We start from the raw sequence: 23,528 nt of genomic DNA on the forward strand, positions 1-23,528 counted from the left end.
CCACCCCGTTAAAAAACCATGCACGATTTATCGCTGATTTCCACCATTGCCGCCGCCTTCACCGTCGCCTGGGTTCTCGGGTTGCTCACCCAATGGCTCAAGCTCTCGCCCATCGTCGGCTATCTGCTGGCGGGGGTGATCATCGGTCCCCACACGCCCGGGTTTGTCGGAGACGTGCATCTGGCGCAGCAGTTGGCGGAAGTCGGCGTGATCCTGCTGATGTTCGGGGTGGGTCTTCATTTCCATCTCAAGGATCTGATCGCGGTGAAGAACGTGGCCATTCCGGGGGCGGTCGGGCAGAGCCTGATCGCCACGGTGCTGGCCATGGTGGTGTTCTCCGCCTTCGGGATGCCCCTCACCACGGGTGCTGTCCTCGGCATGGCGATGGCGGTGGCGAGCACCGTCGTGCTGATGCGTGTGCTGATGGATGCGGATGTCCTCAGTTCGCGCCAGGGACACGTCGCGGTTGGTTGGTTGATCGTGGAAGACATTTTCACCGTCATCCTGCTGGTACTCATTCCGGTCCTGGGATCCGAAGTCCAGGCGGCGCAAGCCGTGGCGGAAGGGAAAACCATCACCTCCGCCGGCGGTGGAGGGCTCTGGCTGACGCTCGGAACCGCTCTGCTGAAACTCGCCGTGCTCGTGGCCATCGTGCTGGTCGCCGGAGCGAAGGTGGTGCCTTGGGCGCTGGTGAAGGTCGCACGGCTCAGGTCGCGTGAATTGTTCACCCTCACCGTGCTGGTCTTTTCCGTGGCCATCGCCGCGGCGTCCTACTTCTTCTTCGGTGCGTCCATGGCGCTTGGAGCCTTCCTGGCCGGCATGGTGGTCGCGCAATCCCCAGTCAGTCATCAGGCGGCGGCGGACGCGCTGCCGCTGCGGGATGCGTTCGCGGTGCTGTTCTTCGTCTCGGTAGGCATGCTGTTTGATCCGGCATTCCTCATCGAGCAACCGTTGATGGTCGCGGCGGCGCTCGGCATCATTCTCATCGCAAAACCGCTTGCCGCGCTTCTCATCGTCGCGGTGCTCGGCCATTCCGTCAGAACCGCGCTCACGGTGGCGATCGGTCTGGCCCAGATCGGAGAATTCTCCTTCATCCTCTCGGAACTCGCCCGGCAGCACAAGCTGATGCCGGACGCCGGACACAACGTGCTTGTCGCCTCCGCCATCATTTCCATCACGGTGAATCCCCTGCTGTTCCGCGCCCTGCCGCAGATCGAGGATTGGTTGCGCGCACGCCCCAGACTGTGGAAATTGCTCAATGGTCGTGCTGAAAAGAGGATCGCCCAAACGAAGCCCATGCCCGCCGGTCCCTCCCATGGCGAAGATGACGGGAAACGCCTCGCCATTGTCGTCGGCTACGGTCCCGTCGGCCGCTCGGTGCACCGGGTGCTGAAAGACGCGGGACTCTCCACCGTCGTGATCGACATGAACATGGACACCGTCACCGCCCTGCACGCGGAAGGACAGGTGGCCATCTATGGCGATGCCTCGAACCAAGGGGTGCTTGAAGAGGCGGGTATGAAAACAGCATCCCATCTCATCATCACCCTGCCGAACGCCTCGCACCGGGCCGCCGTCGTCGCCGCCAGCAGGGCCATCAGCGACAGCGTGCGCATCGTCGTCCGGGCCCGCTATCTCCGTGAACGGGAGGAACTGGAACGCAGCGGAGCTTCCGCCGCCGTCTTTGAAGAAGCGGAAGCCGCCGTCGCCCTGGCCCGCCTCGTTCTCACGGACACGGGCATCCACCGCCAGGCGGCGGAACAGAAGTTGCAGGACATCCGCCTGCACCTCATCATGGACAACTTTTCGAATATCCGCTCGCAACGGGTCGCGCTTGTCATGGTCCCATGGGCCCACGTGCGGTCCCTGTCCACCACCGCTGACCGCCAGGCGGTTTTGAACCAGATCGCCCAGGAAAGATTCTCCCGCTGGCCTGTGGTTGATCCGGCGACACGCCGCGTCACCGGGTACCTGCGGACCAAGGACCTGCTCGCACAGAAGGAAGGAAACGACTGGTCCAGCCTCATCCGTCCTGTCAAATCGATCCTGCCGAACGACAGCATCGACTCCACCCTCACACGCATGCAGGAGGAAAGCGCCAGCATCTACATCGTCGAGGACGGCGGAGCCCCTCTGGGTCTGGTCACCATGGAGGACATCCTGGAGCAGGTCGTTGGAAAGCTCGAAGACGAGGATACCCGCGACAAGCCGGTGCTGCTCGGGAGCGCGGTCCAGAACGGAGGCGTGGTCACCTCGATGACGGCAACCAACAAGGAGGAAGCCATCCACGAACTCATCCACGCCATCCCGACCCACCGCCTGCCCGCCGGTTTCGATGCGAGCCAGATCTACAACCTCGTGCTCGCCCGCGAGGAGGAAATTTCGACCGACCTTGGAAACGGCATCGCCATTCCCCACGCCCGCTGCCCCGGTATCTCCGCGCCGCTGGCCGTCGTCGGCCAGTCGAAGGAAGGAGTGGTTTACTCCAGTGGTGACAACCAGGCGGTGCACCTGTTCTTCCTGCTCATCACTCCTGCGGAACGCCCCGAAGCCCAGCTTTCGCTCCTCAGGCAGACGGCGAAACTCGCAGGCACCGAATCCGCGCGGGATGCGATGGTCGGGGCGAACTCCCCCGCCTCCATGCTGGACATCATCCACAAGCTGCTCAAGTCGCACTGAGACCGGACTCCATGATGCCGGCATCCACCGGGAGCGCGGAATTCATTCCGCGCGAACGTCCCGTAGGCATCACAGGGAAATTTTTCAAAGCCATTCCAGATGAGTCTCTCCGTCTGGAGACATGGGGAGGCCGGGCCTTGTCACCTCAAGCCCGTCTCCCCGCACCACGCGAAACATGCCTGCGAGGAATTCCTCCTGAGAGAATAGAACGAATCACGCTTCCGTTTCCCGGGACATTCCGCGGATGACTTTCCGTCCGAGGAAAGCCAACGGAACCATGCAGACGATCCCCCGCCAGCCGAGCTCGAGGAAGCCGCCATTGGAGGAAATAGGCACGCCGACAGCCAGAGTGGCGAGGATGCCGGAGAAAACCAGCAGTGGCACCGCAGTCCCCCTGAGGTGATAACCAAGGTAATCAGAGAGCGGCAGCTTGAGTTTTTTCACCGTCATGGGAACGACCCACAGCCAGCCCACCAGCACGGTCGGTATCATCGTACCGAGGGCGACTCCAAGCACGCCGAACCGGTAGCCGAGGATAACGCTGAGAACAATGTTCGCCAAGGCGTCTACGAGGGAAATGTAAAGCAGCCGCTTTTCCTCCCCGCACATCATCAGGACCCTCTTCGAACAGCTGTTGGTCATCTGCGAGCTGTAGATCGTGAAAAGAAGGGTTTGACCGATCCACCAGGTATCTTTGGAAACGGTGTCCAGACCGGTGAGAAGTTGAATGAGCTGTTCCAGATAAACCGCGGAAAGCAGGTAACAGGGGGTGACCAGCAGGAACGTGAATCTGGAACTCCGCAGCAGCAGGTTCCGCAGTCCGGACTCATCACCACGGGCATACAGCGAGGCGGCGGCCGGAGACAACAGCTGCTGGAGCTGGGTGCTGAACATGCTGAGCATCTCGCCCATCTTGTAACCCGCCTGATAGATGGTCACGGCCGCCACGTTGATCACCAGGGTGATGATCAGCTGGTCGGTCTTCGACATCAGCATGTTGCTGAAGGTGATGAGGTAGGCGGCGACGGAGAATCCCATCTGTGAACGCACGGACCTCCATTCGAACAGCGCGGGTGAGAATGATATGCCCGGCAGATGCCTGAAGGCGATGAACACGGCGACGAGATTGGGAAGAGCGCTTGTCGTGACACTGACACCCATTAGCACCGGAAGACTCCAATCCGCATGAAGACCCCACGAGAGGAAGCCGAAATTCAGGACCGTCGCAAGCGTGCCCACCCAGTTCGCGAGGTCGTTCCTCTGGAGTCCCCGCAGTATTTCGGGAAACAGGCCGAGCGGAAACATCATCGCCATGCCGATGAAGAACACGACATAGGCACGCCCGAACTCCACGTGATCCTCCGCATGGACCTGCATGCGGGTGAGAAAAGGTTCGCGGATCGCGACGAACACCACCAGCAGCATCGCGGCCAGGCCTACGAAGGTCCAGAAAATCGTCGCCAACAGCCTGCTCAAGCCGGCGATGTCACCTGTCGCGGTTTTCTCGGCGACGGATTTCTGCGCGGTGAAACCGAAACCGAAATCCAGAAGGATGCCGTAACCGAAGAGAGACCACATCAAGGCCCAGAACCCGAACTCGGTGGGACTGAGCTGTTCGAACATCTGGCGGAACAACAGCAGGCCCAGCAACATTCTCGCCACCACTCCCACATAACCGCTCGCGGTGGTGCTCCAGAATCGTTTTTGCCAATCAGACATTTCAGTGGGTTTGCAGGGTTTCGCGATAAATTTCCGCCGCAGCCCGGGCGTGTGAGGACCAGGTGAAACCACCGGCCCATTCGATGCCCGCGGCTTCGCAAGCACGACGCTCTGCGTCCTCCATGGTGGAGAGCTTCTCCATCGCAGCCGCGATGGAATTCTCGTCGAGTCCGTCGAAGAGAATCCCGACGGGGCCTGCGACCTCGGGCAGACTGGTGGAGTTCGCACATGCGATCCGGGTGCCGCAGGCCTGGGATTCCAGCAGAGGCAGGCCGAATCCCTCCATCAGCGAAGGGAAGATCAGCGCCTCCGCGGAGGCATACCAGAGCGGCAAATCCGCATTGTCGACAAATCCCTCCAACCGGATGCGTTCCCGGACAGGACTGTCTGCGACGGCCTGTTCGATGACCTCCGCCCTGTGCCAAGGCGCGCCGGGAAGAATGAGTTGTCCGCCGAACCTGCCGGATGCCACGAGCTTCTCAAACGCGTGGATGAGCCGGACATGGTTCTTCGCCGGGTGCTCGAGGCGGGCAACGTAGAGGAAAAACGGCTGATCCAGCTTTTTCCGTTGTTTGAAAGCGGCGACGGCTTCCGCACCGGAAGGCTTGAACATCCCGTGATCGATTCCGTTCGGCACGACGGTCACACGGCTGGACGGGACCTTCATATAGCGGATCACGTCCCTGCCGGTGGTCTCGCTCACGGCGATGACCCGGCGGACGCGACGGGCGATCCGCGGCACGATGACCCGTCCGAAAAAGCCCCGGAAGAAATCGTACTTTTCCCTGAGGATGAAAGGCGCGCAATCGTGGATGGTGGCCACCTGCGGCACCGCGCAGTTCCATAACATCCGCCGGTAGCTGGGAATGTGCACGAGGTCGATTTTCAGCTCCCTGACAATCGGATTCAGTTTCAGCTGGTGCCAGATGAGATTTTTCACTCCTCCACCCATGTCGGCGGGAATGGAAACCCAGCGGTCATCCGCGAGCCATGGAAACAAGGCCCGGTCGGCATCCAGTCCGGCGATGTAAAGATCCACCGATTTCTGTTCGCGGACGAGAGCCTCGCCAAGAGCGATGACGTAGCGCCCCACTCCCGAGCGTCCGCCCTGGATCATCCCGGCAGACAGCAGGACCTTCATGCAGGAGGAGCTCCTTTCCACTCGGTGAGGAATTTGTCCAACCGCAGGAGCGCGATGATCTCGCTGACCCCCGAATTCGCGCCATAAAGAAACATCTGCCCGCCGTTCGATGTCATCGTTTTCCATGCACGGATGAGGCCGCCCACGGCACGGCTGTCGATGAACGAAACTTCCTTCAGGTTCACGACGAGGGTATGGATTCCGGCGGATCCTGTAATGGCTTTTTCCAGGATATCCATCATCTCCTCATGGTAAAGCGCGTCCAGCGAACGACTGAAGGCGACCCACACCACACCTTCCTCGGATTTCTGGAGAACTCCCCCGCTTTCGGTATGTTTCTGGATCAGCTCGATGGCGGCTTTCTCGGACTTCGCGGAGGAAAAAAGCGATTCCATCCGGACCGCCCGGATGGATTTCGCAAATACCGGAGATTGGTTGACGACGATGAGCATCTGGTTCGCCGACCGGCAGATCCTCGCCAGCAGGGCGAGACGGCCGAGGCCCGAGCTGTCAAGGAAAGTGATTTTCGACGTATCCAGCAGCACCGGAGCCGTCACGGTTTCCGGAACCGGGGCACCGCTGAGTTCGGAATTCTGCAACTCCCCGTGCCACGAAATCCGCATCACCGGCTCGGACAATGGCATTTCATCGCGTACGGTATCGCGGGGAACCACTTCCTTGCGCTTGCGCCGGCGTTGGGAATTCAACTGCAGCAGCGAGGCCTTGATCAGGAACACGAAATCCTTGCTGTAACGGGAAACCAGCCGCCGCGGGCTGCTGGACATGCGCCAGAACCACTCGAAGCCGGATTTCTGCATCCAGACCGGGGCGCGTTTCTGCTTGCCGGTGATGAAATCCAGACTCGCCCCCACGCCGATGCTGAGCGGTATGCCGGTTTCCCGGTGATGGGCGAAGATCCAGCGCTCCTGCTTGGGGCACCCCAGGCAGGCAAGCAGCAGTTGTGCGCCGCTCGCACGCATTTTCTCGCATAGCATGTCATTGTCCCACTCGACGACCGCTCCGATGGGCGGGGAATCCACGCCCACCACCCTGAGGCCCGGGTAGCGGGCCTCGACGATGCCTTTCGCCTCGATCAATGTATCGACATCGCTGCCGAGAAAATAAACGGAATGGCCTTCCCTGCCGCAGATTTCCAGCAGCTTCGGCACCATGTCGGATCCCGCGACGCGCTCGCGCAGGGGCGAACCCAGCAATTTCGAAAGCCACACCAACGGCATGCCGTCGCACACCACACGATCCGCGAAAAAGACGATCTTCTTCAGGTCAGGATCCTCGAACGCCTGTGTCGTGAAATCGACATTGGCGGTCACCAGGTAGCGGTTCGTCGTGCCTCTCATGGCATCCGCACAGTAGTCGAGAGCCTCCTCGAGCGTGATGTCGTGAAACGGCAGGCCTAACAATACCGTGATGGGTGGTTCCAAGTGCGTTGGCTTCATGAATTCAAACGGTGAAGGGTGTCGATGCGCTCGGCGAGGCGGCTGCCCAGCGCGCTCCAGGTGTAGGTTTCAAGAATGCGCGCGCGACCGGCCAGACCATGGCTCCGACGCTCTGCGGGATGCGCGACGTAACGCAGGATGGCTTCCGCGAAATCCTTGGGAGTGTCGGCCAGGAGCAGGTGTTCACCATGGTGGAGTTCCAGTCCCTGGGCCCCGAGCGTGGTGGAAACAACGGGATTCGACATCGCAAGGCCTTCCGCGATTTTAAGGCGTGTCCCGCCACCGATCCGGAGGGGGACGATCTGCATCCATGCTTTCTGGTAGAAGGGCCTCACATCGGGAACCTCGCCTGCGAACTCCACTCCCGGAAGCGTGCCGTATCCGCGGACGGTGTCGGTTGGATTCTTCCCGACCAGGATGACCTTGAACGACGGACAGGCCGCCATGACCTGCGGATGGATATTCTCAAAATACCAGGCCAGGCCGTCCGTGTTCGGAGTGTAGTCGAGCGCGCCGCAAAACATCGCGCTGGGAAAATCGGTGGGCTGGGGAGGCCATTCGTCCGCGTTGAAAAATCCCACATTGGCACCGTTCGGAAGAACGAACACCCGGTCGCTTTCGCCGAGTTTCTGCTCCAGGAAGGTTTTGTCATCAGGACCACAGACCACGGTGAGAGCCAGCTCGTTCCGTACCTCGCGCTCCAGTTTCGCGATTTTGGAGAGATTTTCCCTCAGCTTGAGCTTTTCCATGAAGCCCTGGTCAAGGGTGTTGAGGACCTCGGTTTGATAAAGCCAGTCGACCCGGCTGCGATCCATGACGCGGACGGGGTGGGACGGGAAAACCGTCTTGATATACGGCCACAGCACGAGATCACAAAAATTCACGACGTCATATTCCCTCCCTTCGGTGAACCGCTTCAGGGATTCGAGCACCTGCGGAGACCACCAGTGCCGGACGGTCACCGGAAGCGGATTCCAGATGCGGTCGGTCAGGAAAGGAGCCCATGGTCCGTGCTCGAACGGCTCGAAGCGCACCCTCTTGCAGAACTGCTGGAAACGCCCGATATGGCCGGCGTCCCCGGGTTCTGAGGAAAGACAGAAAAGGTCCACTTCATAGTGCTTCCCCAATTCCTCCGCCAGGTGGTAGACGCGTTGGTAGGTGCCCCGCATGAGGGGAAAGGGCACGTAAGGCAGGAAAATCAGGAGACGCTTCATCGGAATCATGCGTAATAGGTCCACCACTTCGAATAAACCGGTTCCCAAGCGCGGAACCGTGATGGATCCCCTTCGGGCTTCGGCAGGAAACGTGCTGCCTCCGCCTCGCCACCGCTGGTGAGGCCGAGGAGACATGGCAGGGCGCGCATGAGCGCGGCACGTGGATAATCACCCAGCGGCTTGAGGCTGGCTCCTCGCCGGAGCCGGTCCCGCAGTGCCAGAACGAGATTTTTCAGATGGCCGCCGGGCAGCAGCCGGGATACAGCGAGATACTCGGAAAACCCGGAAAAGTTTCTTTTCAAGCGTTTCGTCTCCGCAGCCAGATAGACCACCCCCCATGCTTCGATCAATTTTCCGGATTCCGAATCCAGTTCCTCCCAAGTCATGCCATCTGCGAAGGGCTTGAACTTGAAATCCACCCCTTCGCGGTGCCAGGCGCGGATTGCCGCCAGATTCGCGGGAAGTTCCGTCTTGGCCAGGCGCTCGCCCCGTTCACGGCATTTCGAGGTATAGGCGCCATGCAGGCACAGCCAGGCGTCGCCCAAGGCCAGCTTGAGTTTCGCATGGTTCCGGATGACGAATTTCTTGTCGCCGCCCTCGCCCATCCGGCAGCGGGAGAAAAACATTCCGCTGCCCCGGTTCCACAGCAGGCGGGTGGCTTCCTCCGGTTCGATGCGGGAGAAGTCGAGACTGTCGCGCATCTTCTGAAGAAAGCCGGCATTCCCCGCCACCACCACATGACCAGCGACCAGATCCGCGAACATCATGGACCGGCTGGGGTCACCGATGGATTCCGCGCGCAGGGTTTTGATCTCCACGTCGATTCCGAGCAGGGCGGATTCCGTTTTTTCGATTTCCCGGCACCATGCGAGCAGCGCGGCATCATCGGGAGCATCATTGAACAGGAAGTAGTCCAGGTCGTTGGAGAATTCCACGCCGCCCGGGGATTCCATGACCCCCCCCTCGCCTCTTCCGTAACCGCCGCCCAGAACCAAGGCTCCGGAGATACCACGGCTTGCGAAAGATTCCGAAGTTCTTGAAAAGTGCTCTTCTAACCGCTGTTTCAACCCGGGATGGCTTCCTTCGAAATAACGTTCGGAATTCTCCATCTCCAGCATCTAGCGTTTGGGTTCCAGTTCGAAAAGCCGGTGGACCTGCATCAGCTCCAATATTGTCAGAACCTCGGAGCCCACTCCAGTCAGTCTCATCGGCTGCCTCCCCTCGCCCAGCAGATTGTGGGCGTAGAGAAAGGCCCCGAGACCGGAACTGTCGATGAAGCCAAGCGTGGAGCAATCAACCTCCAACCGTCCGTCGGACTGGGAGATGACCTTCGCCGCCTCCGCCTTGAACTCCGGCATGTTCAGGCGATCCAAGCTGTCCACCAGGACAGTCATTAACATCGTGCCGTCATCCTGCTTGCTAGATTGAACAATCATTGAGTGGTAGATTTTTGTGAACTCCTCGCCTTCTGAAACTCTCTCTGCCCGGGTCCGCCCCCGGCAACCCATCTGAGACGGGCATTCGAGCCTTGTTTTTTCGAAAATTCCAATTCTCGGTTAGAAATTACTCATAGATAAGTGCATTGTTTGCTTCCCTAAGACAACCAAATAGTTCACAAATCCACAAGATGAGCATCGCACCGGAGGAATATTGGAGCCAGGCCGGGCAACAAGGAAAAATCGAAAAATGGAGCAGGAACGCCCGCCGGAAAATGGCGGTGTGGCGCTTCACCATTCTGCTGGCCCGCGTTATGAAGCGCGGGATCGATGTCGTCGGCTCGATCGGCGCGCTGATGGCTTTTTCACCGATCATCGCCGCGACAGCCCTGCTGATCCGGATCGAGGACGGCGGGCCGATCTTTTTCCGCCAGAACCGGGTGGGAGCCGGTGGCAAATTGTTCGGAATGTGGAAGTTCCGCTCCATGGTGGTCAACGCGGACAAGATCAAGGACAACCTGCTCGAACAGAACCAGCACGGTCAGACGGGTGTGACGTTCAAAATGAAAAACGATCCGCGCATCACCAAGGTGGGCAAATGGATCCGCAAGCTCTCCATCGACGAATTTCCCCAGTTCTACAACGTTCTCCGGGGGGACATGTCCCTCGTGGGACCAAGGCCGCCGCTGCCTCGGGAAGTGGCGACCTACAAGGCCTCGCACCTCCGCCGCCTGAGGGTGAAGCCCGGCATCACCTGCCTGTGGCAGATCGGCGGCCGCTCGGAGATCGACTTCGAGGGCCAGGTCAGGTTGGATTTGGAATACATCCGGTCGTCCAGCGCGTTTTACGACATCTCCATCCTGTTGAAGACCCTGCCTGCCGTGCTGTTTGGAAAAGGCGCCTACTAACCCATCGATGATGTCTGAAGAAACATTGGATCTCGTGCTGCCGGACTGGAGCGGGCTGGACACCGTGAGACATTCCCCGCTGCCGTTCGCACTGTGGATGATGGGCGACCAATGCCTGCTGCACCATTGGCTGGATTTCGCGGTGAACCAGGGCGCGACCACCGTGCGGATCTTCGCCGCGGATCGTCCGGCGGCCATCCGCCACGTCCTCGAGGATTCCGAACTCTGGCCCATCAAGACCGAGTTCACCGCTGTTGGGAAGATCTCCGACGCACCGGAAACCGCCATCCATGCCGACTGGCTGCCCGGCGAACCTTCTCCCCCACCGCCGACGAACGGATGGGAGTTGATCGACCGTGCGAGCGGCATCGAAAAGGCCTGGCTGGCCCGGATGGCGGGTGAGCCGGACTACCACCTGCTGAGCATCGGCTTCTCCTGCCGCATCCACCCGGAGGCAAGGTTGATCCCGCCCTATTTCATCGGCGACCACGTCCTGATCGGTCCCGACTGTGAGATCGGCCCCAACGCGGTGATCGGACAAGGCTCGGTGATCTCCGGTTCGAACAAGATTTCGAATTCGCACCTTTCCGCCCACTCGTTCCTCGGGCCGATGACCGCGCTCTCCAACTGTCTGCTCGAGAGCGGCGTGCTTTTCAACCTCACCCACCGGGCACGGATCGATGAAATCGAACCCCACCTGGTATCCAGCCTGGAAAAAAACTCCCTCATCGTGCCGTGGAAGGACCGTCTTCACGCGCTATTCCTGTATCTCCGCCTCGGCGGCGCGGATTCCCGGGGGAAAACATTCACCGCCTTCGACGGAACAGTCCTGCCCGGCGATCCCACGGAAGGACTCGCGAACCGCGTCGCGTGGCTGCCACTGGTGTGGAAAGGACGGCTTCCGCTTTATGGCCTGCTTCCACGAACCAGGGAACAATTGGAGAGCCTGGATCATGAATGGCAGAACATCATCCGCCATGCGCCCATCGGTGTCTTTTCCTATGCGGACAGCCAGGGCTGCCATAGCCCATCCGATGCCGAGGAGGCTGTCCACGCCGTTTACCAGGCGTCCCTTCCCCAGGAAACCCACCTTCCCCCCACCGTCGAGTTTGTCCGCAAGCTCCAACCTTCAAAACTCCACCCCTCCTCATGAGTTTGCAAGAACCCCTCACTCCGCCCACCGGAGTCCTGCGCTACACCATCCCGGCGGACCCCGCGCTGGTCGGTCCTCTTCGGAACCGGTTCATTGATTCGATTTCGGATGGAGAACTGCCTGAAAACGAGATCACCCAATGGAAGCTCGTCTTCAGCGAACTGGTCTTCAACGCCATTTTCCACGGCGCGCAGAGCGACCGCTCGAACAGCGTGGTCATCGAGTGGAGCATCACCCAGAACTCCATCGTCCTTGCCGCGCAGGATCCGGGGAGCGGTCCGCCGCAGGGACGGCTGGACGCGCCAAGCCTCCCGGACGACCCCACTTCCGAATCGGGCAGAGGTCTTTACATCATTTCCACTTTCGCGGACGAGGTCCATTCGTGGCACGGTCCTCGGGGCTTCCGCCTCGAAATCATGAAGCGCTATCCCGGTCAGGGCCTGCCGCTTCCGGGAAGTCCGGAGATCGACAGCGTTCTCGAAGAGCTGTCCTCCTGTTATGAAAGCCTCTCCGTTTTCCACCGCCTGACGGAAAACCTGATCGAGAGCGGGAACCTCAGCGACTTCATCGGCACGTCCCTCGAGGAGTTCCTTTCGCTGCATCCGCTGGACAGGATCTTCTTCCTCGGCGTACCCACCCTGCCCGAAACCATCCACCAGGTGCTGGTGAACGCCACCTGGTTCCTCGATCAGAATGATGCGAACCTCACCTTGAGGACCTTGGGAAATCTCACGCGCGAAACCGTATGGGAGAACCATGACGACCTCGTCCGGCAGAACCTGGACTTCGGAACGATGCGCGAGGTCGGCGGAGGCTGCGTCTTTCCCATCGTCGCGGGCGACATCCACTTCGGCGCGCTCATCGCCTTGCGCAAGTCATCGATGAGCAACGAGGAACGCAATCCGCTCGGCACCCTCCGCACCCTCGCCGATCTCTGCGGCATCGCCTGTGCGAACGCCCACCTGTCGAACATCCGTGACGAGTCCCAGCGTGACCTTCGCGAATTGGAAATCGCCGTGGAAATCCAAAAGGGCCTGCTTCCCATCCTCACCGCTCCCGTCTCGAACCGCTGGAGTGTGTCGATCTTCCAGGAAAGCTCGCTCACCATCGCCGGTGACTACGCCATCGCTGAAACCGATCCGGATGGAAACCTCGTCATCGCCATGATCGACGTGATGGGCAAGGGCGTCTCGGCAGCTTTGCTCGCCAGTATTTTCCGGACGGCCTTCAGTCTTTCCCTGCACATCCCCACCTCCGCGATGATGCTGGAAAGAATCAACAAGACACTCTGCAACCAGTTGGGCAGCCTGAGCATGTTCATCACCTGTGCGATCGCCCGGGTGAGCGCGGACGGCAGGGTGATCGACCATGCGAGCGCTGGCCACTGTCCCACATTTTTCTACCAGCAGAACGGTTCGCGGACCTTTTTCCAACCCTCCGGTCCCCCTCTCGGTGTGATCTCCCAGGTCGCCTACACCAGCGATGTCGTCAAGCTCAAGGGTGGCGAACGCCTGCTGTTCGTGACCGACGGTTGTTACGAATGGGACCGCCGCGACGAGGACTCCGGCTGGCACTCGTTCATGGACCACATGGACCAGAACCGCGATGCGACGCCGGCCGAACTCTGGACGCGCTTGCGCGAGCGCATCCGGAACGAGTATGGAACGAATCTCGAAGACGACTGTACCTTGGTCACCTTAGATATTTTCACATGAAACGAATCATTGTCGCAGAGGATGACTTTGTCATCTCCAAGCTCTATCAGATCCACTTCCGCAGGAACGGCCTCCACGGAAGTTTCTTCAATACCGGTGCGGGAGTGCTGGAAAGCGCCCGCCACCAGCGGCCGGACCTCGTCATTCTCGACTTCGAACTGCCAGACATCCGGGGCCCCGAAGTGATGAGCCAGCTCCATGCGATTCCCGGTTGTGAGGATGTCCCGGTGGTGTTCGTCACCGGCCGGGCGACGCCCGAGGTCGTGGACAACCTCCGCAAGGACGGCGCGCGCGAGGTCTTTGGAAAACCCTTTTCGCCCCTGCAACTGATCCAGCTCATCAACCAGCTCACCGGGGAAAAATAAGGATGAAGCAGCGGATCGACATCTTCATCTTCGCAGATGCACTGGGATGGGCCATCGCATCTCGCCGACGCTTCGCGGAAAACCTCCTTCCCGTCCGCAACAAATGCGAAACCCTGCTGGGTTACTCATCCACGTGTGATCCGACGATCCTCACAGGTGCCGTGCCGAGCGATCACGGGCACTTCTCGTTTTTCATCAAGGCTCCTTCGGAATCGCCCTTCTCCAATCTCCGCCCTTTCGGCATCCTGCCGGAAATCGTCGCGGGCCATCACCGCGTGCGGAACAAGGTTTCGAAATTCATCGCGCGCAGGCAGGGATACACCGGTTATTTCCAGCTCTACAGCGTGCCGTTTTCCAAGCTCCCCTATCTCGACTATTCCGAGAAGAAGGACATCTACGAACCCGGCGGGATCACCGGCGGACAAACCACGATTTTCGAGCATTGGCAGAAATCCGGCAAACCATGGGTGCGATCCGACTGGCGCTTGTCGGACCCGGAAAACATCGCCCACGCCCGGGCGGAAATCGAAAAGGGACAGGTCGAGCTGATCTATCTCTTCACCGCGAAACTTGATGCGGTGATGCACAAGTACGGCGTCGACCACCCGGAGGTGGATGCCGCGTTCGACCAGTTTGAAAAGAACCTCCAATCCCTCGCCGACCTCGCCTCACGACATTACCGGGATGTCAGGATCCACCTGTTCAGCGACCATGGCATGGCGGATGTGCACGTGTGCTCGGACCTCCTGCCGCGCTGGAACAAGCTCGGCTTGAAATACGGACGGGACTACATCGCCGTCTGGGATTCGACGATGGCACGCTTCTGGTTTTCCGATGAGACCAGCCGCACGACCGCGACCGCCTGGCTGGCGGCCCAGCCGGATGGCGAGATCCTCACCGACGAACGCCTCGCCGGATACGGCTGCCTTTTCCCGGACCGGAAATACGGCGAGCTTTTCTACCTGCTGCCGTCCGGCTCGCTGTTCGTGCCGTCGTTCCTCAACCAGCGCAAGGTCACGGCGATGCACGGCTACGCGCCGGAGCATCCCGACAGCGCCGCCGCCTGGATGTCGAACGCGGACACCCTGCCTGTCCGCTCCCTACCCGGCATATTTCCTGTCATGAAAGCCGCCTCGGAAGCCTGAACGACCATGTCCCGCATCCTCCATGTCCCCCGACGTTTCGCCATCGATGAATGGGGCGGAACCGAGAGCGTCATTTACAATCTCTGCAAAGAGCAGCAGAAACTCGGATTCCAGCCGGAGATCCACACCTCCCGCGCCCTGGCCCCCCTGCCTCGCGAAGTATGGCGGGATATTCCCATCCGCCGTTATCGCTACTGCTATCCATTCCTCGGCCTGTCCGAAGCGGATGTCCATGCGCTGGACAAGAAAGGCGGCAACCTGCTTTCGCTGGATCTGTTTTTCCACCTGCTGGCCGCCAAGGACGTGCGGATCTATCATGCGCACGTGCTCAAGCGCATGGGAGGTGCCGTACTGACCGCCGCGAGATATCGCAAGAAGCCTTTCGTCGCGACGCTTCACGGAAACATCTTCGATGTCCCGAAGGCGGAGGCGGCTTCCATTGTCGAAGCACAGGAAGGCCACTTCGAATGGGGCAAGCCCTTCGGAGCCATCTTCCGCTCGCGCCACCTGCTGGAAGACGCGGACGCGGTGCTCTGCGTGGGGTACTCGGAGTATGAAAAGGCAAAAGCCGCGCTCAATCACGACCGCGTCCACCACCTGCCGAACGGCGTCACGGCGGAGGCCTTCGCCCACGGTGACCGTGCGAAAGGCCGCGCGCTGCTCGGCTGGCCGGAGGATGTGATCGCGTTCGGATGCCTGAGCCGCATTGATCCCCAGAAAAACCAACTTCTCCTCGTCGAGTCGTTTGCGAACCTTGTCAGCGGAAATCCGGATCAATCCTTCCGCCTCCTGTTGGGCGGGCCGGTCACCGCTCCCGCATATCGCGAGGAGATCGTCAGCCTCATCCGTGAGAGTGGTTTGGAACAACTGGTGACCCTCCACCCGTCCGTCGTGGCGGAATCCGAACTCCACCAGAACCTGCTCGCCGCACTGGATGCCTTCGTTCTTCCGTCCCGGCACGAACCCTTCGGCATCGTCGTGCTGGAAGCGTGGGCCGCGGGATTGCCGGTCATCGCCTCGAATGTGGGCGGGTTGCAGATGCTGGTGTCCCATGAGAAGGACGGTCTCCATTTTCCTCCGGGCGATGCCGCAGCCCTGACCGCCGCGCTCCGGCGGATCGCGATGGAGCCGGGACTGGGCCGCGCGCTCGCCACCGCCGGATACTCGAAGATGACCGGGCAATACACCTGGAAAGCCGTCAACGAACGGCTCGAAGAGATCTACCAATTCGCAGAAAGCCGCCACAGATGAGGCCATTTCCCCAAGCAATCTCCGTCGTCATGCGCAGCTTCAACGAGGCATGGGCCATCGGCGACACGATCCGCGAGCTGTTCGCGCAGGACTTTGACGGGGAGATCGAGCTGATCGTCATCGATTCCGGGTCGAGCGACGGTTCCATCGGGATCATCAAGGAAACCGGACGCGCGAAACTGATCCAGATTCCCCTCGGGACCTACGTGCCCGGCGTCGTTCTCAACCAAGGCGCGCGCGAGGCGAAACATGACTGGATCGTCTACCTGAACGCGGACGCCACGCCGGTCGGAAAAAACTGGCTGACCTCCCTCATCCAACCCTGCCTGGCGGATCCGAAGTTTGGCGCCGGGTTCTCCCGCCAGATCCCCCGTCCGGATTGCAAGGCGGTCTTCGCCCATGACTACGACCGCTGCTTCGGACCGGAGCGGGAGTCGAAAAACTGGGATCACTTTTTCAGTATGGTCAGTTCCATCACCCATCGCTCGGTGCTCGACGAGCACCCCTTCCGAGAGGACCTGCAATACGCGGAAGACGATGAATGGACACGCCGCCTCGCCGCCGCCGGTTTTTCCATTCCGTATGCCATCGATTCCGTGGTGACGCACTCGCACAACTACACGGTGAGCCAGTCCTACAAGCGCCTCTTCGGAGACGCGAAGGCCATGTCCGCCGCCGGAACCGCGCCGCCGGAGAAGAATCTGGTTCTCGGCTGGCTCGCGGATTCCCTGCGTGATGCGAAGTGGTGCCTGAAAAACCACCGGCTCGGCGGACTCCCCTTCGCGACGGCCGTCCGCCTCGCCCAGCGGCTGGGGCGCCGTGACGGCAACCGCGCGGGCCGCCAAGTTTTCCAACGATCCCAATCATGAATTCAGAAGTCACCATCGTCTCAGCCTGCGACCGCAATTTCCTCTGGGGAGCGTTTCTCCTGGCCGCCAGCGCCGCGAAAAATGTGCCGGGCATCCCCGTTCACATCCTGCAGATCGGGTTCACGGAGGAAGACATCAGGCTCTTCACCCAGTTTCCACAGGTCAAGGTGCTCACCCTCGACGATGGAGACAAACGCAATGTCGCCAACCGGAAATCCGAAGCGCTCTTCACCGGCAATACGGAGTACATCGCATGGCTGGATTCCGATTGCATGGTCATCGGCGACATCAGCGAAATGCTGATCCCGAAAAACGGTGAATTCCAGATCCGCCTCCGCGAGCCTTGGGAAAACGCGTGGGTCTGGCGGAACCACTACGCATCCGGCGAGGCGCGCGGCGGCCTGCCCGCATCCGTATCAAAAAAATGGCAGGAGGATGTCGGCCAGCTGGCGAACGCACGGGTGGATACGACCTGCGTCACGAACACCTTCGTGCTGCACCGCCGGCATCTCGATTTCATCCGCCAGTGGAAAAGCCAGATCGCCAAGGTGATCCCCCCGCGCCACGCGGGAGTGGTGGACAACAGCTCGCCCGCCTACTTCATGACGGACGAGTCGGTGTTCAGCTCGCTGCTTGCCTTTTCCGAGCTCTCCCCGCCGGTCGGGGAACTGCAGCTCAACCGCGACCCCAAGGCCCACGTCGCCCACTTCGGAGCCAACCCGAAGCCGTGGAAGCGCTGGCGCAAGCAGTTCCTCTACTGTCACCCCCACGTCATGGAGTTGCTGGATTGGCTGGAAAAGGAAGGCAAGGCAACGCCCCCGGTGCCTTGGTCCTTCAAGCGCTCGTCCACTCCCGCCGTCCATCTCATCGCGAATGCCGAAGCGGTTTACAAAAATTTCCGCACGCTGGTCGGCAATGTGATCCGGAGAAAATAACCCATGAAAATCCTCGTCATCTCCAACCTCTACCCGCCCCACGAAATCGGCGGCTACGAAATCATCTGCCGGGATGTGGTGGAGCAACTGACGAAAACCGGTCACGAACTGCGGGTGCTCACCTCGGACCACCGGATCGCGAACCGCCCGGAGTTCGCCCAGCCGCACGTTTCGAGACGCCTGAAAATCCATGGTTTTTTCGGCCATCCCTGGTTGCCGATCCACCGGCTGTTCAAGGAGATCGAAGCACCGAACCACCGGGCGGTGCGCGAGGAAATTGCGGCATTCCGCCCGGACGTGGTCTATGTGTGGAACCTCGGCGGGATCTCCAAATCCATCCTCCACACGCTGAGGGCATCGGCCATTCCCGTGACTTTTTTCGTTTCCGACCATTGGATCGCCCGCAGCCTTGCGGCCGATGTCTGGCTCGGTTGGTGGAACACGCCTGGCACGTTCTCGCGGACATTCCTGCGCGGCATCCTCACCGCGCTGGGGATCAGAAAACGTCTCGATCTCGCGGCCCCCACCGCCCCCACAAGCACCCTGCGTTTTGAAAACATCTCGTTCTGCAGCGCTTTCCTGCGGGATCTCACCGCGGCGAAGGGATGGCCAGTGGCTCATGCGGAAGTGATCCATACCGCGACGGAAACCTCGGTGTTCACCGTAAAGACCGACCACTCGCGTTTTGAAAAGCTTCTGTGGGTTGGCAGGCTCTCCGCGGACAAGGATCCCCTTACCGCCATTCGTGCGGTAGCGGCAGCCCACCGCGCCGGGATGACTTTCCTCACGCTGGACATTTTCGGCAACGGTGACGCCCCTTATCTGGCGGAAATCGACGAGGAAATCCGCAAGCTGGGTTTGACGGACCACATCCACCGGCGCACGGCCCTGGCCTCCGAGATGCGCGGGCTTTACTCGCAATACGACGCACTGCTCTTCACCTCGAACTGGGGAGAGCCCTTCGCCATCACTCCGCTCGAAGCCATGGCATCCGGGCTTCCTGTCATCACTTCGCTGGATGGCGGACAGGTCGAATTGGCGCGCCACGGCGTCAACTGCCTCGTCGCCGAAGCGGCGAATCCCGACCTTTACGCGACCAGCCTCGCCGAACTCGGAGCGTCGCCCGAACTCCGCGCATCCATTTCCACCACCGGTCTGGAGGAAGTACGCAACCGGCTGGACATCGCCCCCATCACCCGCCAGATCGAGGCATTGCTTCTCAAGGCCCGCAACGCATGAGCATCCTCTTCTATGACGACAGTCCTGTTTTCGGCGGCCATGAGGTGATGAGCCTTCTCGGCCTCGAGGCGGTATTGGCGGATTCTCCCCATCACGTCCGTTTCCTCGCCAGTTCGGCAAATGAAAAGCTCTGCGAAAAGGTCACGGCCCTGACCGCCCGGCATCCGCAGCTTGTTTTGGAAAAGGTCGATTGGCAGTCCTCCAAGCTTGAGGCGCTGCGCAACCGGCTCCAGCCCTCGCGTGTCACGAAACTGGCGGCCAGATTCCGGGAGATCAATCCCTCGCTGGTGGTCGCCATCCAGGGAAACATCGAACATTCGTCGCTCTCCCTGCTTGCCGCACGCCGGGCGGGAATCAGATGCGCGAGCTACATCCCCGTGCCCCACTCGAATGCGGAAATGGGTGCGAAGCTCGGGGCGCTGAGGGATTTTTTCTGTTCCCATGTATTCAAGCTTCCCGATTCGTTCATCACCATCACCGATGAAATGGCCAGGCTTCTGAAAGCTCAGGGAGCCACCGTCCCGATCCATATCGTTTATAACGGAGTCGATACCACGCGCTTCCACCCGGGTGACGCATCGGCCGCCTGTGACGAACTCGGACTGCCACCAGACAAGACCCGCATCGGAGTCATCGGGCGGATCGAATTCCGCCAGAAGCAGCAGCACCTTCTCGTCGAAGCCGTCTCGGCGGACGCATCGCTCGTCCGGACCTGCCATCTCGTCTTCGCGGGGGATGGTCCGGATCGGGAGGAATTGAAAACCATGCTCCGGCAGCGCGGCGTCGATGGAACCGTCCTGCCGTGGTGTGATCCGGCACGGCTGTATCAGGCGCTGGACGCCTTGGCCATTCCCTCCCGCTACGAAGGACTGCCCCTCGTCATGCTTGAGGCCCTGTCCTCCGGCACCACGGTCCTGGGAAGCGACCGTGATGGAATGAAGGACCTGCTGCCGGCGGATCGCCGCTTCGAACCGAACAGCACCAGCGCGCTGACCGCCGCCATCAACCGCTTCATCGCCAACGGAAAATCCTCCCCTCCGCCGTCGCTCGTGGCCAGGGTCCGCGAGACCATGTCTCTGACCTCGTTCAGCCGTGATTTCTCCAAGACCGTTTTTTCCCTGATGCCGTGATTCACGCGAGCCGACACGCCCCGCCACCGCATCCTCCCCGCGGCGGTCGTGTTCCACGGATTTCCTAACAAAAAATCAGGTGGAAATCCGCCGGGGATCTCATTCAGGCTTGCAAAAAGCCGACATGGCCGTTCATCATTGGCTCATCCACAATAAGAGCGACCATTTTTATTCCGAAGACTCCCCGTTCGGACAGAAAGGCCCGGCCAACGACCCACTCGGCCCGGACCGCTCTCCGGCTCCCCCAGTCATGCGTTTCCGTTTCCCGCTTCCACTAGATCCCTTCAGGCTTATCGCCGGAGCGTTCTCCCGATGGCATTGGGTGATGGCCGGGGTGTTGATCTTCGGAATTCTCGGAGTGTTTGCCGGAATCAAGCTGACACACCCCACCTACACGATCTCGGTTTCCCTGATCAAACGCCGCGTGCCGCAGACCGTGCAGAGTTCTGAAAACGGCCAGGCGTTCCGCCCCGTCGATCTCAACGACGCCACCCTGCTGGCCACCCTCCACGCGAACGAACCTCTGGATCTCGCGGTGATCCGCGCGCGCAACGGCCTCGTTCCGGGAATGGCGAAAGAACACATCGAAACCAGCCAGTTGGAGGGTACCGATATTTTCTACATCACCTATCACTCCCCGTTCAGCCCCCGCGACGCGCTGACGTTCAGCGGAATATGGGCGGAGGAGATCAATGCCTACACGAAGCGGCTGCAACAGGCGGAGGCGCTTGAAGTCCGCGCCATTCTTCAGAAAGAGGTGAGGGCGCTTGAAAAACAAATCGAGGTCGCGACCCTGAACCTCTTGGAATATGCGCGGGAGAACAATTTCTTGGGTGGAAATTCGCAAGTGGCGGCGGAATTCGGCAAACTCTCGCAGATCGAACTCGAACTCGAAAACGCCCGGACCCTGGCCGGCTCCAAGGAAAGCCAGCTGGCCAATCTCAACGAACAGATCCGCCATCAAAGCCCGATCGAGTATCAGCTCAAGATTTCCAAGGACGAACTCGCCGCCCTGCGCGCCACCTACACGGATGCCAACCCGCTCGTGCAGGCCAAGCTCCAGAGTATCGAATATCTGGAAAGCCAGATCAAGCTGCTCAGCGAAAGCGCCAAGGGAGATCTCGGCTCCTACACCGGTACCCCTTTGGGAAACCAGATCTACCTCACCATCATCGGGCTCAAGAACGAACTGCTCGAATCGAAGAACAGGGTCGTGTCATTGGAAAAACTGCGGGCGGCCACCGCCAAGCGACTGAGCGAATTTCCCTCGATCACCAGCGGCTACAGCGCGCTTGAGAAAAAACGTGACGCCCACATCGAAGGACTCTCGCTGATGAGCAACCGCCTGAAGGAAGCGGAAATCTTCGCCACCGGCGCACCTGGATATTGGCAGGTTTTCCAAGCGCCCGACCCCCGGTCCATCCTGCAATCGTCGCTCGTCAAGCTGCCGCTCATGATGGGTGGCGCGGGCGGCGTCTTCGGTGCCGGACTCGTCGTTTTCATCACGCTCCTGATCACCCACCGCACCCCCCGCCGGTCGATCATCGAATGCTGCGCGGCCACACGGGCTCCGCTCATCGCCAGCCTTCCCACCTCTCCTGAAGAAGATGCCCGGGAAGCGGTCGAACAGTTCTGGATCACCCACCTGGCTCCCCGCCTGCATGAACACGATCCCCTGCTGTTCTGGACCGCGGCGCTGAATCCCGAGGATGAGCGGCGGCTCTGGACATTGCTGGCATCCGAAATTCAAAAAGACACCGGCAAACCCGCCAGGATTCTGGATCTCACGCCTGACACGCTTTGGGACGGCAACGCCGCATCCGCGGACATTGAGTGGTCCCGGCTCGCCGACCATCCCACCCGGGAATCGCTGCCAAATCTGGTACGGGCCGCCTCGCTGCCCCACGGAGAGGAGCGCGTTCTTCTTTCCCAAGTCAGGCACTGGATCGCCGTGGTCGAGGGACAAAAAGACTCGCTCGCCGTTGCAACCAAGCAACGTCCGATCACCGAAGCCTATCTGCCTCCGTGCGAAGGAACCCTCGCATGGATCGAACGCCCGAAAGGCAAGATCCGCCAGTCCGGCGACGCCGTTTCCCTTCTTCTCGCCAAACGTTTCTCGTGAATCCTTCCGTCATGAAACGCGTGTTTTCAGTCGCCCTGCTCCATCTCATGTCCTTGGGCGTGACGATGGGAGGAGATACGGGATCGCCCGAGCCCTCCGCTCCCCCTTCCGCTCCCGAGGCACCCGCAGGGAAAGGCAACGCTCCCGGAAACATGGCGAAACTCTCTCCCATTTCATGGCGGACCCGCTACGAACTCGGGCCGGGAGATGTGATCAATTTCGCGCTTTTCGGCCGTCCGGAACTGGATCGCCCTGGCTTCCGGATCGCACCGGATGGCACGATCAGCTTCCTGCAGGCACAGAACATCAAGGTCGCCGGCCTCACCATCGACGAAGCCCGCCTCGCCATCGAGCAGGGACTCACATCGAACTTCCGCTCTCCCCGGGTGATCATCACCCCGCAGGAAATCGCCTCCAAGCGCTTCACCATCATGGGCAAGGTCCTCGACCGGGGGATCGTCACCTTGGAACGCCCGATCACCCTGGTGGAAGCCATCGCGAACGCCGGCGGCATCGAAACCGGACTGTACGAGCAAAACACCGTGGAACTCGCGGACCTGGACCGCTCGTTCGTTTCGAGGAACGGCCAGCAGTTGAAGATCAATTTCAAGCAGTTGCTCAGGGATGGGGACATGAGCCAGAACGTGGAGATCGAGCCGAACGACTTCATCTACCTCGCCTCCACCATTTCCAACAGCTATTACGTGCTGGGGGCCGTTGGAAACCCCGGCGTCCAGGGGCTCACCGCGGACGCCTCCGTGGTATCCGCCGTCTCCCGCCGCAGTGGCTTCACCGACCGGGCCTGGACGGACAGGGTTCTGGTCGTCAGGGGCAGTTTCAGCCAACCACAGACCTTCGTCGTCAGTGTGAAGGACATTCTCGCGGCGAAGATTCCCGACTTCAAGCTGCAGCCCAAGGACATCGTCTATGTCGCCGACCGCCCGTGGGCCACGGCGGAGGACATCATGAAACTCGCTTTCGCCGCGTTCGTATCGAGTGCTACGACCAACTGGGTCGATCTCAACGTGGACCCGATCATCAAAAATTAGA

The 23,528-nt window shown here is 60.6% G+C and carries 19 protein-coding genes; 13 read left to right on the top strand and 6 right to left on the bottom strand.

Annotated features, from left to right (window positions below; translation table 11 throughout):
• Positions 1–18: 18 nt before the first annotated feature.
• Positions 19–2,679, top strand: coding sequence for a cation:proton antiporter domain-containing protein (locus JIN84_RS20145; protein ID WP_200352869.1), 2,661 nt, complete (start codon positions 19–21; stop codon positions 2,677–2,679).
• Between the two features lie 213 nt (positions 2,680–2,892).
• On the opposite strand, the gene JIN84_RS20150 is transcribed toward JIN84_RS20145, so the two are convergent.
• The 6 genes from JIN84_RS20150 to JIN84_RS20175 form a co-directional block, all read right to left on the bottom strand.
• A complete protein-coding gene (locus tag JIN84_RS20150) occupies positions 2,893–4,398 on the bottom strand; it encodes a lipopolysaccharide biosynthesis protein (protein WP_200352870.1) in 1,506 nt (501 codons plus the stop codon).
• Between the two features lies 1 nt (position 4,399).
• On the bottom strand, positions 4,400–5,539 hold the full coding sequence (locus tag JIN84_RS20155) for a glycosyltransferase family 4 protein (protein WP_200352871.1): 1,140 nt from the start codon (positions 5,537–5,539) through the stop codon (positions 4,400–4,402).
• On the bottom strand, positions 5,536–6,996 hold the full coding sequence (locus tag JIN84_RS20160) for a WecB/TagA/CpsF family glycosyltransferase (protein ID WP_200352872.1): 1,461 nt from the start codon (positions 6,994–6,996) through the stop codon (positions 5,536–5,538). The genes JIN84_RS20155 and JIN84_RS20160 overlap by 4 nt, the downstream gene beginning before the upstream one ends.
• On the bottom strand, positions 6,993–8,210 hold the full coding sequence (locus JIN84_RS20165; protein WP_200352873.1) for a glycosyltransferase family 4 protein: 1,218 nt from the start codon (positions 8,208–8,210) through the stop codon (positions 6,993–6,995). The genes JIN84_RS20160 and JIN84_RS20165 overlap by 4 nt, the downstream gene beginning before the upstream one ends.
• A gap of 5 nt (positions 8,211–8,215) precedes the next feature.
• The gene (locus JIN84_RS20170) at positions 8,216–9,145 is read right to left on the bottom strand and encodes a hypothetical protein (protein ID WP_200352874.1); all 930 of its coding nucleotides are present in this window, start codon (positions 9,143–9,145) and stop codon (positions 8,216–8,218) included.
• 183 nt (positions 9,146–9,328) lie between these two features.
• Positions 9,329–9,646, bottom strand: coding sequence for an STAS domain-containing protein (locus tag JIN84_RS20175; protein ID WP_200352875.1), 318 nt, complete (start codon positions 9,644–9,646; stop codon positions 9,329–9,331).
• Positions 9,647–9,837: 191 nt separating this feature from the next.
• On the opposite strand from JIN84_RS20175, the gene JIN84_RS20180 reads away from it, so the two are divergent.
• The 12 genes from JIN84_RS20180 (at position 9,838) to JIN84_RS20235 (ending at position 23,527) form a co-directional block, all read left to right on the top strand.
• Positions 9,838–10,554, top strand: coding sequence for a sugar transferase (locus JIN84_RS20180; protein ID WP_200352876.1), 717 nt, complete (start codon positions 9,838–9,840; stop codon positions 10,552–10,554).
• 7 nt (positions 10,555–10,561) lie between these two features.
• Positions 10,562–11,707, top strand: coding sequence for a hypothetical protein (locus tag JIN84_RS20185; protein WP_234043585.1), 1,146 nt, complete (start codon positions 10,562–10,564; stop codon positions 11,705–11,707).
• Positions 11,704–13,422, top strand: coding sequence for a SpoIIE family protein phosphatase (locus tag JIN84_RS20190; RefSeq protein WP_200352878.1), 1,719 nt, complete (start codon positions 11,704–11,706; stop codon positions 13,420–13,422). The genes JIN84_RS20185 and JIN84_RS20190 overlap by 4 nt, the downstream gene beginning before the upstream one ends.
• Positions 13,419–13,787 carry a response regulator gene (locus tag JIN84_RS20195; protein WP_200352879.1) on the top strand — a complete coding sequence of 123 codons (369 nt, stop codon included), beginning with the start codon at positions 13,419–13,421 and terminating at the stop codon, positions 13,785–13,787. Before JIN84_RS20190 ends, JIN84_RS20195 begins: the two co-directional genes overlap by 4 nt.
• 2 nt (positions 13,788–13,789) lie before the next feature.
• Entirely contained in the window at positions 13,790–14,932 is a 1,143-nt protein-coding gene (locus tag JIN84_RS20200; RefSeq protein WP_200352880.1) for an alkaline phosphatase family protein, read from the top strand.
• A 6-nt stretch (positions 14,933–14,938) separates the two neighbouring features.
• Positions 14,939–16,183, top strand: coding sequence for a glycosyltransferase family 4 protein (locus tag JIN84_RS20205; protein ID WP_200352881.1), 1,245 nt, complete (start codon positions 14,939–14,941; stop codon positions 16,181–16,183).
• Positions 16,180–17,052 carry a glycosyltransferase family 2 protein gene (locus JIN84_RS20210; RefSeq protein ID WP_200352882.1) on the top strand — a complete coding sequence of 291 codons (873 nt, stop codon included), beginning with the start codon at positions 16,180–16,182 and terminating at the stop codon, positions 17,050–17,052. Before JIN84_RS20205 ends, JIN84_RS20210 begins: the two co-directional genes overlap by 4 nt.
• Positions 17,049–17,987, top strand: coding sequence for a glycosyltransferase family protein (locus tag JIN84_RS20215; RefSeq protein ID WP_200352883.1), 939 nt, complete (start codon positions 17,049–17,051; stop codon positions 17,985–17,987). Before JIN84_RS20210 ends, JIN84_RS20215 begins: the two co-directional genes overlap by 4 nt.
• A 3-nt stretch (positions 17,988–17,990) precedes the next feature.
• Positions 17,991–19,226 (top strand): glycosyltransferase family 4 protein, encoded by a 1,236-nt coding sequence (locus JIN84_RS20220; protein ID WP_200352884.1) that lies wholly within the window; start codon positions 17,991–17,993, stop codon positions 19,224–19,226.
• Entirely contained in the window at positions 19,223–20,356 is a 1,134-nt protein-coding gene (locus tag JIN84_RS20225) for a glycosyltransferase family 4 protein (RefSeq protein ID WP_200352885.1), read from the top strand. Before JIN84_RS20220 ends, JIN84_RS20225 begins: the two co-directional genes overlap by 4 nt.
• A 250-nt stretch (positions 20,357–20,606) precedes the next feature.
• Positions 20,607–22,478 (top strand): GumC domain-containing protein, encoded by a 1,872-nt coding sequence (locus JIN84_RS20230; RefSeq protein WP_200352886.1) that lies wholly within the window; start codon positions 20,607–20,609, stop codon positions 22,476–22,478.
• A gap of 11 nt (positions 22,479–22,489) precedes the next feature.
• A complete protein-coding gene (locus tag JIN84_RS20235; RefSeq protein ID WP_200352887.1) occupies positions 22,490–23,527 on the top strand; it encodes a polysaccharide biosynthesis/export family protein in 1,038 nt (345 codons plus the stop codon).
• Position 23,528 lies beyond the last annotated feature (1 nt).

Source organism: Luteolibacter yonseiensis, from assembly GCF_016595465.1.
Taxonomy (GTDB): domain Bacteria; phylum Verrucomicrobiota; class Verrucomicrobiia; order Verrucomicrobiales; family Akkermansiaceae; genus Luteolibacter; species Luteolibacter yonseiensis.